Source organism: Solimonas terrae (genome assembly GCF_011067135.1).
GTDB lineage: Bacteria > Pseudomonadota > Gammaproteobacteria > Nevskiales > Nevskiaceae > Solimonas > Solimonas terrae.
In genome coordinates this window covers 183,193-199,459 of sequence record NZ_JAAMOW010000007.1, presented here as the reverse complement: position 1 = coordinate 199,459, position 16,267 = coordinate 183,193, and the positions used below count along the sequence as shown (strand labels likewise).

The following is a 16,267-nucleotide window of genomic DNA, read 5'->3' as shown; positions in this document are numbered from 1 at the left end:
CCGTCCTCGCGTCGGAAATATGACGTGCTTCTCAGTCAGCCGTCCGCGGGTGGTTTGTGCCAGCGCTTCGGCAGGCGGGCTTCGGTGTCCTGCATCAGCAACGCTGAGCTGATACCCAGCGCCCGTGCGATCCGCAGCACGAGCGCCAGATTCGGCAGATGCTCGCCGCGCTCGATCTTGCCCATGTGCGAGCGCTCGATGCCGGCGCGGTGCGCCAGGCCTTCCTGAGCGATGCCCTGGTCCGTTCTGGCGGCGCGCACCGCGGCACCGAAGGCAAGCGCGGGCGCCACTTCGTACGTGGTGGTTCCTTTGGGCCGGCCTCGCTGGATCGCGCGCTTCTGCATGGACAAGAGCGTCGATCGTCGCCACAATCAAAACCACGTTAAATTAAACTACAGAACAAATGGTCGAGACGGCGTTGCGCAGGTTCAAGCGACGTTGAATGGGTTTTCGGCCAGAAGCGGCAATCCGTTTCCGTGTTTCCGTGCTTCCGTTGCATTTCGGGATTGCGCTTCTGCGGATTTCCGCATTGGTGCAAATCCACCTTTGAGGATCGGCGTCATGGCGTATCCGCGCATTGTCGGCTTTGCGCGTCGGCGTAGAAGCGTGCCGCTGTCGCTTCGCCTTGAGTGAAACCGTCAGGGAGGCGACGATGAAGATGCTCATCACCGACGAACAGCGAGCGCAGCTACTCGCCAACGGCGTCGCCCATGCCCAGGGTCAGGAGATCGACCTACTGCCGGTCGTGCGACTGTTCACGCCCGATGCGCACGCAACCTGGCTTTTGACCGAAATCGACCCTCGCGACGGCGACACCGCGTTTGGGCTGCGCGATCTGGGTTTGGGAATGCCGGAACTCGGGCACGTGCGACTGTCGGAGCTGTGCACGATTCACGGTCCGCTGGACCAGCCGGTCGAGCGCGATCTGTATTTCAAGCCGCGGCGCACGCTGTCGGAATATCTGCGGCTCGCGCAGGCCGAAGGTTCGATCAACGACTGATCGGAAACGGACGGCGACCGCCGCTGGCGGTTCATGCGCCTGCAGCTTGAGGTTGGTTGCTCTTCTCCGGTCTGGAAGCGGACGCATATCGCAACAGTGGTCTCGTCTGATCTCGATGGCATGCGCCAGGACGCGATTGGCAAGAACCCACCCGGCACGTTGCGCCATCCTGCGCGTAATCACGCTGCAACTGTGCACTGATTCAACGCGCTTGCCGCGACAACAATTTCCGTTCTTTAGCGATTGGATTGACTCCGTCACATCCGAACGCTGGTGTGCTGACGCTGCCGGCGTTTCCAGTGGCAACCAATTCCTGGCCCCCGACAGGAGATTGCGCCATGAGGGCTCCGGCGATCGGCTGGCATCCCGTTGCCGCCTATCTGTATGTGTTTCATCTGGACGGTCCGGCGCTGGCGTGGGAATACCTGCGTCGACATCCTGGCTACCGATGTGACTGGCAGCGGTATCGCCGCCGACCGCACGAACGGCACGCGCTGCGGTGGGGCCTGCGCCTGCTCGAAGATCCTGGCCGCGATGCGCGGGACGCGCAGCCGGACTGGACGCCCGATCCGGATCGGCTGGTACTCGTGCGGCCTGATGACGATCCACCGCATGCGGCACCACCGTTCCGGCTCTGGAGCATTCCCGGTCGCAAGCGTCTACTTCATGACGGCCGGCGCTTAGTGCTGAGCTGCCAGCTGGTTGATCGCACGCTGCGTTTGGCTTTGTCGCCGATGTTGGCGGACGGCATGGCCTACGCCTATGCGGTGCGCGCCGGCTCTCGGCTCAACGAGCGCTTGCGCACTACCGGGCCCGAGTTGGCGGTGCTCGATGCCACTGCTGCGGGACGCCGCACTGCAATTGCTTCGAACCGGCCGGGCAGGGCTTCGCTACTTCACTTGCTCACAATGCAGGCACTCGATGGCACGCAGGCTGGCGCCTCGCAGCGAGAGTTGGCCGAAGTATTGTTCGGCCAGGAGGCGGTTGCAGAACGCTGGCATGGCGATAGCGAACTGCGTGCCCATGTGCGCCGGTTGGTTCGGCGCGGACAGCGTTTCATGCAGGGCGGGTATCGGCAGCTACTGTGTGGGGGCCGGTGACCAAAAGTTCGATATCGTCACCAATCCATTTACATGCCATCTAACCATAGGAGCCGGATTCGTCGGCTAAGAGCGGTTGTGCCAACTGCAGTTCACCAGCTGATTCGTCTGAGCGGCTGATATTGGCATAGCGAACGTCACCCGCCCGAACTGACCGCCGAGTCGATGCAGGGCTGAATAGAGGCCGCATCTGCGCCTGCATCTATTTACAGGTGGCGAATATCGCTTCGGCACTTCGCGGTGGTATGCTAACCGCGGAGTCGAATGCCATGGCTGGAAGCGGCCAAAAAGACGATGCGGTGGTTTGGCTACTCGTTCGTTGGCATCTCTGTAATTCGCTGGCGTAAGTAGTTCTTAAGCGCTTTCAACTACTACCAAGTCCAGCCTTTTATGGAGCTACTTCAATGCCACACGATATTTCCAAGGATTGTTCCGATTTTCTCCGCGCTCACGCGGCCGATGCCGTTGCTGACGGCAGGCTGAAGGCAAGTCACGCGCGCGAGCTCGTGGCCGCCTTTTTCGGCTACAACACTCACGCTGCGCTGCTGTCGGAATCGGATTACCCGCTGCATCAGCTCGACGAGGCCGCCGTGCTTGTGCCTGACGTGCGGTTGATGAATCAACGCCGCAGCTGCCTCAACGGGTTGCCCGATCTTCCCAATAGCATCGAGTTGGCAAAGGCCCTCGTTGGATTCCTCGCGAGCCAGCACCATTTTTCCGGCAAGGCGTGGATCTACGACTCGTTGGAGTCGTACGTGATGGAGGTGCTGTTGCCCGAAGAGGATCCCTACATCTCCGACTGTCTGTCCGGCGTGATGGCCGAGACGAATGCGTACTTCGACGAAGCGTACTACGAGTCTGCCGAAGTCCAGAATGTCGGCGATGCGGTGGAGATCGCAGTCACGGGTTCATACAACGGGTCCAATGACGAAGACCGTCCATTTTGCGGCGACCAGATCGATATGATTGTCACGGTGAATCTTCCGCGCGTCGCGGGCAAGGCCGGCTTCGGGCATCCCGATATTTCGGCTAGCGGCAGTGTGAACGACGACTGGGTGGATCCGGAGCTGAGGTTCCCGGCGGACCGCAAGCCGTTGCATGCCTGATGCGTGCGGCCCCCGGCTACTGCCGGGGGCCATTTTGATTGGAGGGGAAATGGGGCGTCTATCTCAGGCGATCATCGCTGCGCAACAAAATGCTAGCGGCGTTGCGCCGAACGCCTATGTCCAGTTTCTTCGCCAAGCCATCGACGACGTCGAGGCGGCCGAAGCAGGCAGCCCATCGCTAACTGCGTTGATAGACGAGCTCGTTGCGATTGCATCGGCCCCCAATTTTTCGCTGCACTCTGCCGCGGTGAACGAATTCGCGCAGAAACTCGGCGAGGCTCATTTCCTCGCTCTGTGCGCCGCCCAAGGCATTCACCTGGAAAGAATCCCAGAGACGAAGATCAAGACCCCGGACTTCAAGTGGGACACTGATCGCGGCCCGATTCACTTCGAGGTAAAAACGTTATCGGTTGTCGATGGAGATCGCGGTATTGATGCTGCGCTCGAAAGCGCTTTCGAATCGCAAGCTGACCTCGAGGATCATCGCGCCGCAGGCGCCAGGGTGGCGACCTCGACTTCAGAAATTGCGCCGTATGCGGCCAAGGCACACAAGGTTCCGCGGCTGGTTTCCGTCATCGACACGCTATTGGAGAAGACGCGGGGCAACGTGAAGCGGGATCAGTTCGTGCAGCCCAATACGTTTCTGGTGATCAACCTTAGCCTCATCCCGCCGAGCCTCACGGAAGTACAGGCGCTGAGGCCGGTGTACTGGGACGACTCGTTGTTCCCGACACCCGTCACCGGCGATCTCTGGATGCTTGGGTTTGGGCGACAGGGCATGCTGATTCACGACGTTCCCGAGTTCGAGGGAAAGCCCTGCATCCAGGGCACGTTCGGCAAGGCCGGCCTGCTGATGGAGTTCGATTTCATCCGTGGTGTGTTGATCGTCGTCCATCCTTGGCAGCGGGCCGCTGAGGTTTGGGGACTGTTTCGCGAAAAGGACTGCTCAACTTGGATGGATGAGCCAGGCCATCCGTGCGAGTACGTTTTCAAGCTAGTTGGCGACCAATGGAACGACGATTGCGACTCCAATGGCTTCCGACTCAACGGTGATCGCTGAGAGGGCGGTTCGGCCGCCAAGGCTCAATAATGTTTCGGACCAGCGGTGATCGATTCGCTCTTTTAAGCGCCTGCATTCGATGAACGCGGTTGTCGATTAGCAGACATTGGGCGGCATACTGCCGACGCTAGGCATGGTGGGTACCAGTCCTCGCTATTAAATCTCGCCTCACTTGTTTAGCCCGAGGTTTGACGGGTCCGATGGGCAGCGTCCCAAGCGCGAATGCTGCTCAGGGACGCTTTGCCGAAGCTGTAAAACGTCCCTGAGCAGGACGCCGACCTTTCCCGAGACTGTCTCCATCCGGCGGCGCTTTGCCTGCCGGCGATCGTTATCGATGGAGGCCCCTGCCGTGAGACCCTTGCCGCTCCAGCCGTCGGCCGTGGCTGCTGCGACCGCGCCGCGGACCGCTCAGTCACGCTATCTCACCAACGACGAAGCCGCTGAATTTCTGCGGCTGTCGCCGCGCACGCTGGAAAAGCAGCGCGTGATTGGCGGCGGTCCGCGATTCCGCAAGTTCGGGCGGCGCGTGCTGTATGCGTTGTCCGATCTGGAGGCTTGGGCTGACGGGCGCAGCTTCGAGGCGACCTTCGATCCCGAGTACGCGGCACATCGCGCCGGCATTGCCGCTCGTGGCCGCTGAGCGGTCTGCTGGTGTCCGCACCCCAGGCCAGCGCACGCGGGCGCGAACAGCTGGAGCTGTTCCGCGCTTTGCCGGGCGACATGGCGCCGCGCGATGCACAGGACCTGATGGCGTATCCGTTCTTCTCATTGGCCAAGAGCAAGCGCACAGTGCCGATCGACTTCCGCTCGGGGGGCGTGACGGTGCGTGTGGAAGGCACGGCCGAGCACGGCATTGCGACCATCTGGGACGCCGACATCCTGATCTGGGCGGCCAGCCAGATTGTCGAAGCCCGCGATGCCGGCATCCGCACGTCGCGCTGGATGAGCGCGACGCCGCACGAGATTCTGGGCTTCATCAACCGCGGCACGTCAGTGCGCGACTACCAGCGCCTCAAGGCCGCGCTCGACCGTCTGCAGTCGACCAGCGTCGCGACCTCGATCCGCGAGACCACCGGCCGACGCCTGCACCGCTTCTCGTGGATCAACGAGTGGAAGGAGCGCGCCGATGCGCGTCGTCGGCCGCTGGGCATCGAGTTGATTCTGCCGGACTGGTTCTACGCCGGTGTGCTGGAGGCGACGTTGGTGTTGACCATCGATCCGGCCTACTTCCGGCTCAGCGGCGGCATCGAGCGCTGGCTATATCGTCTCGTGCGCAAGCACGGCGGGCGGCAGGTCGACGGCTGGCGGTTCGACTTTCGGCATTTGCACCGCAAGTCCGGCAGCCTGGCGCGGTTCTCGGACTTTGCCTGCGATCTGCGCGCGCTGGTCGCACGGCAGTCGTTGCCGGGCTACGTCCTCGCCATCACGCGGTCGTCGTCGGCAACGGAATGGCTGGCGTTCCGGCCGGTGTCGTCGACGGCACGGGGACAAGCTGCGGACAAGCTGTGAATCGACTCGTGCCATCGGGCGCAAGGGGACTCGTGCTATCGGGCGTATCCGGCTCGTGCTATCAGGCGCACGAAACGGCCGGAAACCCAATGACGGCGTGGATTTCCGGGCGCCCTAACGTATCTAACCTAAATGCTCTAACCAGTAGCAGTCGCAACGCGCGTCAGTGGAAAAGCCGCGCGAGCCGTTCGGCATTCGGTGTGGCCCCATGATTGTCGCCCTGCTCAACCAGAAGGGCGGGGTCGGCAAGACCACGTTGGCCACGCATTTGGCGGGCGAGCTGGCGACGCAGGGCCGGTCGGTGATCCTGATTGACGCCGATCCGCAAGGCTCGTCGCTGGACTGGACGCAACAGCGCCAGCAGCAAGGCTGGCCGCGCTTGTTCGGCGCCGTCGGTCTGGCCCGCGAGACATTGCATCAGGAAGCCCCGCAACTTGCCCGCAGCGTCGACCATGTCGTTATCGACGGGCCGCCGCGGATCGCGGCGCTCGCGCGCTCAGCGTTGCTCGCGGCCGACTTGGTATTGATTCCCGTGCAGCCCAGCGCTTACGACGTCTGGGCCAGTGCCGAGATGGTGGCGTTGATCCGCGAGGCGCAGATGTTCCGGCCGACATTGCGCGCGGCCTTCGTCGTCAGTCGGCGCGTCGTGCGCACCATCATTGGCCGCGAGGCTCGCCGTGCGCTTGCGGATCAATCGCTGCCGGTGCTGCTGTCCGAAATCCGCCAGCGCATCGTCTTCGCCGACAGCGTCGCCGCCGGGCGCTTGGCACGCGAGCTGGCGCCGGACAGCGCTGCTGCGCACGAGATTGCGGCCCTGACCGATGAAGTGCTGAGGCTTGGTGCATGAGCGCCAGGCGTACCGGTATTGGCCTTCGCCCGCAAGCCAATCCGCAGGTCGAAGCATGGATACGGCAGGGCGATGGCGCTGCTGTCAGCAAGGGCGACCTATACAGCGCGCGCCTGACGCTCGACGTGACGCCGGCGTTGCGTGCCCGCATCAAGGTCGCCGCGTTTACGCAGGACATCACGGTGGCGGAAATGCTGCGTGGACTGCTCGAGCGCGAATATCCGGAGCCGAGCTCATGAACACTCGATACGAGCGCGTCGGCGCGATGCGAATCGGCATTGCACTGTGCGCGATCTGCAGCGTCGCTGCACTCGCCGGACCGTGGCTGTGCACGCCTCTGCCGCGCATCGTTTACAACGCATCCGACAGCGTGCCGCCTGGTTGGTACCTCGTGGATGCTGCGGCTGCACCGCGCACCGGCCGCTTCGTCCTTGCGCGTCTGCCGGCAGACGCTGCGGCACTGGCGGCGCAGCGGCGCTATCTGCCGTCGCGCGTGCCGCTGCTCAAGCCAGTGGCGGCTGTCGCGCCGCACCGGCTGTGCATGCGTGACCGCAAGCTCAGCATTGACGGCATCACGGTTGGCGTCGCGTTGACGGCGGATCGCCTTGGCCGTCCGCTGCCCCTTTGGTCGCAGTGCCGACGCCTGCGGGATGGCGAGCTGTTCCTGCTCAGCACCACCAACCCGGCGTCGTTCGACAGCCGCTACTTCGGTCCGATCTCCGTCAGCGACGTGCTGGGCGTCGCACGTCCGTTGTGGACGTGGGATTCGCGATGAACATGCGGCCAGCATCGCGGACTGGCGGTCCGTCAGTTGCACTACGCGTTGCAGTCTTGATGCAGGCGATTCGTCGGTCCTGTCGCAGGAAGTGCACAGGTCAAGGCTTGCCGGAAAAGCCGGGCAAGATAAAAGGTCGCGGCACGGTCGGCCGCCCAAAGCCTTGTCTGCACATCGGAAGGGACGGCACGCGCGACCATTGTCTGCGTGCCGCCAGCGATACGGTGGAAACACCATGAGCCGGCGCAGCGACGACGATCGCTTCCGCGTGCGGCCAAGCGCTCCGAAGAATCGTCCGCCGCGCTTCGTCTCCCAGGTCCTGAAGGAAGCCAGCAAGGCGAGTGGCCTGCCGTTGCGCGGACGACACGGGAAGGGCGGCCGACGTCCGGGTGCGCGGTTCGGTCGCGGCCATGTCGCGGCGCGATTTACAGGTCACGCGCTGATGGCGAACGCACGCCGCGCCACCATCAAGACCCGTTTGGTGAACCTGCGCAAGACCGGCCCGCGCTCGATCGAAACACATTTGCGCTACATCGAGCGCGAGGGCGTGGGGCGCGATGGCGAGCCGGGCAAAGCTTACGGGCCGGCGACCGACGAAGCGGACCTCGCGGCGTTTCGGGAGCGCGGCAGCGAAGACCGACACCAGTTCCGTTTCATCGTCTCGCCCGAGGACGCCGACGCCCTCGAAGACCTGCATCGCTACACGCGCAGCCTGATGAGCCGGATGGAAGCCGACTTGGGCACGCGGCTGGACTGGGTCGCGGTCGACCACTGGAACACCGACAACCCGCATACCCATATCGTGCTGCGTGGCAGAGACGACGCCGGCAAGGACCTCATCATCGCCCGTGACTACATCGCGCACGGTATGCGCGAGCGCGCCGCAGAGTTGGCGACCGAGTGGCTGGGACCGCGCACAAAACGGGAAATCCAGCAGACCCTGCAGCGCGAGGTGGAACAAGAACGCTGGACCAGCCTCGACCGCGTTCTGCAGCGCGAAATGCAGGATGGCCTGATCCACCTGAGGCCGTTCGCTGTGAACACATCGCAGCGTGGGGTGCTGATCGGTCGTCTGCAGTACCTGCAGCGCTTGGGGCTCGCGCAAGAATCACAAGCGGGTGTTTGGACGCTGCACGACGCCGCCAGGCCGGTACTGCGCGCGATGGGCGAGCGCGGTGACATCGTCCGTACGATGCAGCGGGCGATGGGTGATGCGCGCCGCGATTTTTTGATATTTGAACCTCGGGCGAAGGCTGTGTCCGTCGTCGGCCGAATTGCCGCCAAGGGCTTCGCCGATGAGCTGCACGATCGTGGCTACTTGGTGGTGGACGGTGTCGACGGGTGTGCGCATTACGTTGCGCTGTCCGTGAAAGCGGACCTCAGTCAATATCCGATCGGCGGCATAGTGGAAGCCCGGATCGGGAACAACGCGCGCGCGGCGGACCAGACTATTGCAGAGCTAGCCTCAGACGGCCTGTACCGAACTGAGCAACACGTCGCTATCGCGCGGGTGGAGCGTCCGGATCGCGATCCGCAGGAATATGTAACGGCGCATGTGCGGCGGCTCGAAGCATTGCGCCGCGCCGGCATCGTGGAGCGCGTCGCCGAAGGTGTATGGCACGTGCCGACCGATCTGCCGGAGCGTGGTCGTCAATATGACGCACGGCGCGCTAATAACTCCGCAGTCGAACTGCATTCGCAGCTGCCGATCGAGCGCCAGATGCGTGCCATCGGCGCGACTTGGCTGGACCGGCAGCTAATTGGCGACGCGGGCGGCACATCGGATCAAGGGTTTGGCGGCGAGGTGCGCGCGGCGCTGCGGCAGCGCGTCGACTTCCTGGTCGAACAGGGATTAGCCGAGCGGCGCGGCCAGCGCGTAATGTTTGCGCGCAATCTGCTGGCGACGCTACGCAGTCGTGACGTCGAGACTGCCGCAAAGGGAATTGCTGACGACACCGGATTGGCGTATCGCCCCATTGCTGACGGCGAGCGCGTCGGCGGTGTCTATCGCCGCAGCGTGCAGCTTGCCAGTGGACGTTTCGCTGTGCTCGAGGATGGCTCGGGATTCAGCCTCGTGCCTTGGCCGCATGCCACCGAGCCACGTCTGGGGCGGGCATTGACTGCGGTGGTACGCGATGGACACGCTTCGTGGACTCTGGGGTGGCGAAGAGGGCAATTGCTGCGATAAAGCCATTTATGAGCCGACCAGTATCGGGAAATGCCCTCATGCATTTCACTCCCGAGGGGCCCATCAGCGCCATGTGTCAGGCACGCGCACAGGCACCACAGGTAGGCCGGGGACCTTCACGCGCATTGAAAAAACGCCGCCGGCGAGTGGTTCCGTACGAAGTGTCTGCATATCGAGCCCCTGCCTTGCTGTGGTCACGAAGGCGGTCAGAAGATCACTTCCGCCAAAGATCAATTTGGTAACGTTTGTGCAAGGCAAAAAAAATGTTGCCAGCAGTTCGCCGTTAGGTGAGTAACGTCGGACTGATCCTGTACCGTACATGGCAACCCACAGACAGCCTTCCGCATCGACTGTCGTTCCGTCTGGCCATCCCGCACCGCTTTCGATCTGAATGAACGGACGCTTCTCGAGTAGTTCGTGGTCGTCGCTGACGATAAAGCGATAGATGACCTTCCTCAGCGTGTCGGTGTGGTAGAAGTGGCGCCCGTTGGGGCTGAATGCCGGCCCATTCGAGATCGCATAATCGCGATCGTGGCAGGTCGGCGCTGCCAAGCCATTCCAGCGATACAGGGCGCCAGTCGAGTCTCGCTCCATATTGTCCATCGAGCCGAACCATAGTTGACCCCGGTGATCGACGCATGCGTCGTTGAGTCGGTTATGAGGCTGGTCAGGTTCCACCGTCACGATAGGCTCGAACTGCCCGCTCTTCGGCGAAAAGCGAGCGAGCATGCCTGGAAGGCCCACGATGAATTGCCCCACGTGGTCGGGCACAATGAAGCTGATATCTGCAGGGGCTGGCCAGCTGTGACAAGCGCCAGAAGACTCTTCAAAGCAGTGGACGCGACAACCCTTTATGTCGACAAACCACAGCGATCCCTGAGTCCAGCAAGGACTCTCCCCAAGCGTCGCGGCAACAGCCCATAAGCAAGAGAAAGGCGACGCTGGCGTATTCACACCTTGGCCACCACCGTCGGCACGCCACTTACATGTTTCGCGTCGTCATTGGCATGTGCCTTTTCCGTGCGGACTGCTGTGGCGGGAATGGCAAGGCTTTCCACGAATCGATCTCGCCCGCTCGAAGGGCTGTGGTGCTGCCTGAATTTATTCGGCACAGGGTCCGTTCCGCTGTTATAAATAGATAAAATAATCGTCATTGACAATATCATCATTTATGTACAATATGTCAATGAAAGCCACTGAGCGCAGGCAATGCGCTCAGCGGAGTTTGACGGGGCAGGACGTGCGGCCAAGAGCGGTGACCGCAGGCGTCCCAAATCTGCTGGACAACATACGCCGTAAGTGCGTCGCCCTAGCGATCGCGTGTTGGCCGTGATCCGGATCAACGAAGGTCTTGGCGTGCAGAGCAAAGAGATGACATCCGCGGCGAAGGAACGCCATGGCGGCGTGGCTGTTGCTTTTTCGTCGCGCTTCACGCCACGGAACGGCCCGCATCTTCTGCGCTGAAGGTAGGAAATGCGGTGTGGTGTTTGAGGGATATACAAAGAAAATAGCGAGGAGAGAAGCAATGAGGGATATGTTCGTATCGGGGAAGCATGACGTGCACGAACTGGCCGCGCATTTGCGTCCGACTGCCATCGCGCTGGTATTGCTGGCCGGCATGGTGCCCCCCGCTGTCGCCGCTCAGGCGCCATCCACACCTGAGCCGGCACCGGGCACGTCTGCGGCACGGCCTGCTGGCGTTACAGAAGAAAAATCCGGCGATCAGACCGAACTGCGGGATGTGTCCGGCGAAGGCGAAAGTGCAGAGCAGCCCTTCGGCGCGGAGAAGGACAATTCCGGCATTGCTGAGATTGTCGTGACCGCACAACGTCGCAGTGAGAGCCTCCAACGGGTTCCGGTTTCAGTTACAGCCCTGACGGCCGACACATTGAGTTCGCGCAACGTCAACGATCTAAACCAGCTTGCCCTCGCAGCGCCGACCTTGCAGATCGGCCTTCTCGGCAACTATTCGATCCGCGGTGTCGGCACTCTCGCGCTGGCCAGTACCGTGGATTCCAGCGTCGCAACCGCGGTCGACGAGGTGAACATCGGCCGCCCCGGCTTTGCAGTAAACCTCTTCAACGATGTCGAGCGCGTCGAGGTACTGAATGGTCCGCAAGGCTTGCTATTTGGCCGAAATGCTTCGGCCGGCCTGCTGAACATCGTGACCGCACGCCCCGTCTTGGGTGAGTTCCACAACAGCTTCAGCACCGAACTCGCCTCTTTTGATCGTCCGGGAGATTCGACCGACGGTCAATCCATTATCGTTCGCGAAACGATTAACGTGCCGATTACGGAAACTTCGGCGCTGCGCCTGAATGGATTTAGCTCTCAAGCGGACAGTGTTACGACACTATTTGGATCTTCTGGTGAGCGTCAGGATACGGATCCTCGGCAGTGGGGTACACGCGCCAAGTACCTTAACGACTTCACCGACCGTCTGAGCGTATATCTGATCGGCGAGTACGCGGAAAGCCATGGTACGCCAACCAATACCTATCGTTCCGTCGGAGTCGGGTCCACGTTGATTGGGCCGCAGCTCGTGGCAGACGGCATCACGGCGGCCCCCGACAACTTTCGCGGATCGAGCGACGGCGCCATCTATCGCGATCTAAGTAACGTTGGCGCACAGGCTACGATCGCCTACGACCTTGGCGGAGGCGTGGTGCTGAGCGATATCGCTGCGTGGAAGCGCTACAAGCTCGTAAACCGTTTCGATATTGACCTGACGTCGGCCGATATTCTCAACACGAATCTCACCGATACCGATTTCGAGCAGTATTCCAATGAGATACGGCTGACGTTCCCGAGTGCGAGCCGCCTGTCAGGACAGGTTGGCCTCTATTACTACTACGCGGATACGGACAGCTCACTCGATACGCATGGTGGCTACTTAGTTCCGGAGGCAGCACGACCAAATCCGCCCTTTTGTGTTGGGCCCGGCCCGACCGCGAACTGCAGCCAGCAGAACCTGTATGTGATCGGGCGCGACTTTGTCTACGCGCTGAATAACGAAAGCTATGCCGCATTCGGGCAGATGACATTTGACGTGACGCAGAGTCTCCGGCTTATCGCCGGTGCGCGTGTCACTTATGATGATCTTTCGATCATCCAGAGCCAAAATCAGAACAATTATTTCCGGCCACTTGGTGTTCGTGCGACCTTTGATCAGTCCACCAACAACACCAATCTGAGCTGGAAGGCAGGCACGCAGTATCAGATCACGCAGGACATCATGGCCTACGCGACGGTGGGTAGTGGATACAAGGGAGCGGGGGCCAACGACAATGGCGCAACCGTGGATGCCAATCTGATCGTGAAGCCGGAAACCTCGGACAACGTTGAGGTGGGCATGCGCTCGAGCCTTTTCGATCATCGCCTGATCGTCAATGCATCAGTCTTTCATACGAAGTTCAAGAACTATCAGTCTCAGTCCTTCGACGCTGACCTTACTGCCTTTGTCATTCAGAATGCGGCGTCCCTGACAAGTCGGGGCTCGGAGATCTCGATCATTGCGAAGCCCTTTCGGGGATTCACGCTGAACGGAACGGTCTCACTCGTCGATTCGAAGTTCGATTCGTTCCCAGGCGCTCAATGCTATCCCGGGCAGACGACGGAAGGTTGCGCGACATCGGGATCCTTTGACGCCGCTGGTTTTGAAACGCCTACAACGCCACGCTTCACGTCGTCGGTGCAGGCGATCTACGAGCGTCCGATCTCGGGTACAGTGAGTGGCTTTGTACAGGCCAACTACTACCATCGTTCCGAGATTAACTACCAGGTCAACGGAGCGCCTGGGTCGGAGATCGGTCCTATCGATATCCTCGGTGCCAGCGTCGGCGTCGATTTCGGCAATGGTGCTCGCGTCTCGCTGTTCTGCAACAACTGCACGAACGAGCACTACCCAGCGTACGTCGCGAGCGATCCGATTGATGCCACCACGAACGTCGCGACGTTCAATCAGACCTTCAGCATGGACTCCGTCCGAAAGATCGGTATCGCGATTAGTCTAGATTTCTAGGGAGGGCAGGGGCATTGAAGTCGGCATGCGAACTTCCGCATGCCGACTTCAATTGTCCTTGGCTTAGTTGCCCCTGCTACGCAAGGCATGCCACGCCTGCACGAACTGCTTTGCGAGCTCGCCAACGAGCGTCGGATCAGATCCGGGGGCATAGATGGAAGATCCGATGCCGAATCCCGTTGCGCCGGCATCAAGATACGCCTTCATGCCTGTCGGAGTGATGCCTCCCACGGGCAAGAGCTGGCAACTGGCCGGCAATACCGCCGTCCATGCTTTCACCGTGGCTGGTGGCAATGCTTCAGCCGGAAAAAGCTTCAATGCGTCCGCGCCTGCACTGAGCGCGGCGAACGCTTCAGAGGGCGTTGCGCAGCCCGGAACGACAACTAGGCCTGCCGCCTTCCCTGCCTCAATAACTTTCAGATTTGTGTTAGGCGTGACGATGAAGATCGCGCCGGCCTTTGCGACTGCCGACACGTCGCTGATGCTGAGGACGGTGCCGGCGCCGATGGCTAACGTGTCACCAAATCGCCCCCGGATCTTCGTGATGCTGTCCAGCGCATTGGGTGAATTTAGCGGAACCTCGAGACACCGAAAGCCGGCTTCCAGGAGCGCACCCGCAATTTGCAGTGATTCACAGGGTGTGAGGCCGCGGAGTATCGCCACCAAGGGCAGCGTCGCGAGCGCTTGTTCCCAGCGCATGGTGTTGGTCATGCCGCATTTACATCCATGCCCGTATTCCATGGTTTCAGCGGTCCCCTGCACACAGCAGTTATCGTCCAGTAAGTTGGTGCCCGATGCGGGCAAGAGTATGCAGCGTCCGATTAAGAATCCTCTCGACGGCGTCGCGTAATAAAGTAGCGGTCATACAGACCAGATTTTGATCGCGCGGGGCAAGCTCCATCGCTTCGGCCGCCGCGGTTACCCTGGTAAGGAAAATTGTGGTCGCAGCGGAACATGCGGCTAGGAACTGCCTGCCATCGAATCTGTGCATTTACGGAAGCCGCCGGAGCACTCCTTCAGTTCAGGGTTACCGGAGGTACCGGCCTCCCGGCGAGCTTGGTCAGGCGTGCTACCAGTTCGGCGGTCGTGAAAGCGTGGCCGCCGCGAACAACCAGGCTCACGGCGCGCAGATTCTCGACAGCAGCCAGCGGATCGGCATCAAGCAGCAAGACATCGGCGTTCATTCGCTCCGCAACACGGCCCATGGTGTCTGTGCGTCCAAGATAGCTCGCGGGATCGATCGTCGTTGATCGGAGAATATCGAGCGGAGACAGGCCGGCTTTCCCCAGTTCTTCAAACTCCAATTGAAGAGACTGCCCAGGCGCACGGACCGATTCATCTGTTCCACTCAGAAACTTTACCCCTGCCGCTTTCCACAGGCCCACAGTGTGCAGGCTCGCCTCGTAATATCGATGGTATACCTCGATATATCTCTTTGACCGGTGTCGAAATTCGTCGACCATTTCGAGGTGTAGCTTCCGATCGGCGTCCGACATTGCCGCGAGCCAAGGGTCCGTTCGATAAATCGGATCGTCGAGACGGTACTTCTTGCGCGTGCCAACGAGTGTCGGACTCTGCCAGGTGCTTTTGTGCATCAATAGCTGGCCGAGCGCTTGGGCTCTCCCATCGTCATATGTATCGAGCGCCCTGTCTAAGAGATCGAGCTCCTTGGGGCCGACATTGAGCGCGTGCCTTATGATCCAGCTGGTAAAATGATTCGCGATGAATTCACCGGCCTTGGGGCCGATCCACGCAGGCATTGCAATACTCTTATCTTTCTCCCGCCAGAGCTGATCCGCATTCCGCGAGCACTCGATCCAGAGATTGCTGCTGGTCCCCAAGTGCTCAACACAGTCAAAGCCGGAGATGGCGGCTTCACTCATCTTAATCGAGGGCGGGAGATGACCGGCGATGCGGAGCCCCTGCCGATGCGCCGCACTGACCGCGGCGAAGAATACTTCACGCTCAGTTTGGATCAGTTTGATGAAATCGGCGCCTTCATCCCATTGAAGCGCGATTTGTCGTCGCGCCTCTTGTGGCGTTCCGGCGTTGTATGGCAGAAGCAGAGCGCCCGGCATTTGGAGCAGACGTGGTGCGTGTTGGTCAAGGGGCAAGCGCTGCTCAGCGCGGTTTCTCAGCATCTCCAGCGAACCCGCCATCTGGCGGATGCCCGTGACGCCTTCGACCAGGAAGCTGGCGAACGCGAGCTCTGGGTCGTCGAGCTGCATCGTATGAACGTGCATGTTGTTGTAACCGGGCACCGCGAAGCGCGCGGCGCCGTCGATGATCATCTCCGAGGTTTCCCGCGGTGCCTGATCGGCCGGTACGATCGACTCGATCAAACCGTTAGCGATCCGTATCGACATGTCCGGTGTCTTGCTTCCGTCGAGCGGGTCGACAATTGTTACCGAATGCAGCCTGAGTGGGGCCGCTGGCGGGAAGACTACCCGTGGCGGTGTCTTAGGCCTCAGTTCCTGAGTGAGTACGCTGCTCGCGACACCGCCAGCACCGAAGAGGAGGGCGCCGACTCCCGCTCGCTTGAGGAACGCGCGCCTTGTTTGCCAGGACCCCACATCTTCAGAAGCCTCGCGTCCTCTCTCTGGATTGCCCATGTACTTCTCCCGTTCAATTGGAGGTCACGCCAGCAACAAAACACCGAGC

At 61.2% G+C, this 16,267-nt stretch carries 18 protein-coding genes; 13 read left to right on the top strand and 5 right to left on the bottom strand.

The features are described from left to right. Positions 1–35: 35 nt before the first annotated feature. Positions 36–344 carry a helix-turn-helix domain-containing protein gene (locus G7Y85_RS14325; protein ID WP_166258889.1) on the bottom strand — a complete coding sequence of 103 codons (309 nt, stop codon included), beginning with the start codon at positions 342–344 and terminating at the stop codon, positions 36–38. Here G7Y85_RS14325 and G7Y85_RS14320 point away from each other — a divergent pair. The 11 genes from G7Y85_RS14320 (at position 343) to G7Y85_RS14270 (ending at position 9,585) form a co-directional block, all read left to right on the top strand. Then, positions 343–633: a hypothetical protein gene (locus G7Y85_RS14320; protein ID WP_166258452.1), complete on the top strand. Its 291-nt coding sequence runs from the start codon at positions 343–345 to the stop codon at positions 631–633. The genes G7Y85_RS14325 and G7Y85_RS14320 overlap by 2 nt on opposite strands. A gap of 19 nt (positions 634–652) precedes the next feature. Next, positions 653–1,000 carry a DUF2958 domain-containing protein gene (locus G7Y85_RS14315; protein WP_166258449.1) on the top strand — a complete coding sequence of 116 codons (348 nt, stop codon included), beginning with the start codon at positions 653–655 and terminating at the stop codon, positions 998–1,000. 338 nt (positions 1,001–1,338) lie between these two features. Then, a complete protein-coding gene (locus tag G7Y85_RS14310; protein WP_166258446.1) occupies positions 1,339–2,100 on the top strand; it encodes a DUF2285 domain-containing protein in 762 nt (253 codons plus the stop codon). Between the two features lie 404 nt (positions 2,101–2,504). Further along, entirely contained in the window at positions 2,505–3,206 is a 702-nt protein-coding gene (locus tag G7Y85_RS14305; RefSeq protein ID WP_166258443.1) for a hypothetical protein, read from the top strand. A gap of 49 nt (positions 3,207–3,255) precedes the next feature. Continuing rightward, a complete protein-coding gene (locus tag G7Y85_RS14300) occupies positions 3,256–4,266 on the top strand; it encodes a hypothetical protein (protein WP_166258440.1) in 1,011 nt (336 codons plus the stop codon). Between the two features lie 349 nt (positions 4,267–4,615). Further along, the gene (locus G7Y85_RS14295) at positions 4,616–4,906 is read left to right on the top strand and encodes a helix-turn-helix transcriptional regulator (RefSeq protein WP_166258437.1); all 291 of its coding nucleotides are present in this window, start codon (positions 4,616–4,618) and stop codon (positions 4,904–4,906) included. 80 nt (positions 4,907–4,986) lie between these two features. Beyond that, positions 4,987–5,775: a replication initiator protein A gene (locus tag G7Y85_RS14290; protein WP_174839784.1), complete on the top strand. Its 789-nt coding sequence runs from the start codon at positions 4,987–4,989 to the stop codon at positions 5,773–5,775. A gap of 208 nt (positions 5,776–5,983) precedes the next feature. Continuing rightward, on the top strand, positions 5,984–6,622 hold the full coding sequence (parA, locus tag G7Y85_RS14285) for a ParA family partition ATPase (RefSeq protein ID WP_166258431.1): 639 nt from the start codon (positions 5,984–5,986) through the stop codon (positions 6,620–6,622). Beyond that, a complete protein-coding gene (locus G7Y85_RS14280; protein WP_166258426.1) occupies positions 6,619–6,861 on the top strand; it encodes a chromosome partitioning protein ParB in 243 nt (80 codons plus the stop codon). The genes parA and G7Y85_RS14280 overlap by 4 nt, the downstream gene beginning before the upstream one ends. Then, positions 6,858–7,397 carry a S26 family signal peptidase gene (locus G7Y85_RS14275; protein WP_166258423.1) on the top strand — a complete coding sequence of 180 codons (540 nt, stop codon included), beginning with the start codon at positions 6,858–6,860 and terminating at the stop codon, positions 7,395–7,397. The genes G7Y85_RS14280 and G7Y85_RS14275 overlap by 4 nt, the downstream gene beginning before the upstream one ends. Before the next feature lie 235 nt (positions 7,398–7,632). Continuing rightward, entirely contained in the window at positions 7,633–9,585 is a 1,953-nt protein-coding gene (locus tag G7Y85_RS14270) for a relaxase/mobilization nuclease and DUF3363 domain-containing protein (protein ID WP_166258418.1), read from the top strand. Positions 9,586–9,648: 63 nt separating this feature from the next. Here the strand turns inward: G7Y85_RS14270 and G7Y85_RS14265 are convergent, their stop codons facing one another. Both G7Y85_RS14265 and G7Y85_RS14260 read right to left on the bottom strand, forming a co-directional pair. Beyond that, positions 9,649–10,539, bottom strand: a complete 891-nt coding sequence (locus G7Y85_RS14265) for an SMP-30/gluconolactonase/LRE family protein (protein ID WP_166258415.1) — start codon at positions 10,537–10,539, stop codon at positions 9,649–9,651. Beyond that, a complete protein-coding gene (locus G7Y85_RS14260) occupies positions 10,536–10,739 on the bottom strand; it encodes a hypothetical protein (RefSeq protein WP_166258412.1) in 204 nt (67 codons plus the stop codon). Before G7Y85_RS14260 ends, G7Y85_RS14265 begins: the two co-directional genes overlap by 4 nt. A 175-nt stretch (positions 10,740–10,914) precedes the next feature. On the opposite strand from G7Y85_RS14260, the gene G7Y85_RS20485 reads away from it, so the two are divergent. Both G7Y85_RS20485 and G7Y85_RS14255 read left to right on the top strand, forming a co-directional pair. Next, positions 10,915–11,049, top strand: coding sequence for a hypothetical protein (locus G7Y85_RS20485; protein ID WP_277817175.1), 135 nt, complete (start codon positions 10,915–10,917; stop codon positions 11,047–11,049). A gap of 61 nt (positions 11,050–11,110) precedes the next feature. Then, entirely contained in the window at positions 11,111–13,606 is a 2,496-nt protein-coding gene (locus tag G7Y85_RS14255; RefSeq protein WP_206675582.1) for a TonB-dependent receptor, read from the top strand. A gap of 63 nt (positions 13,607–13,669) precedes the next feature. Here the strand turns inward: G7Y85_RS14255 and G7Y85_RS14250 are convergent, their stop codons facing one another. Both G7Y85_RS14250 and G7Y85_RS14245 read right to left on the bottom strand, forming a co-directional pair. Beyond that, a complete protein-coding gene (locus tag G7Y85_RS14250) occupies positions 13,670–14,317 on the bottom strand; it encodes a 2-dehydro-3-deoxy-6-phosphogalactonate aldolase (RefSeq protein WP_206675581.1) in 648 nt (215 codons plus the stop codon). Positions 14,318–14,622: 305 nt separating this feature from the next. Then, on the bottom strand, positions 14,623–16,218 hold the full coding sequence (locus tag G7Y85_RS14245; RefSeq protein ID WP_166258409.1) for an amidohydrolase family protein: 1,596 nt from the start codon (positions 16,216–16,218) through the stop codon (positions 14,623–14,625). Positions 16,219–16,267 lie beyond the last annotated feature (49 nt).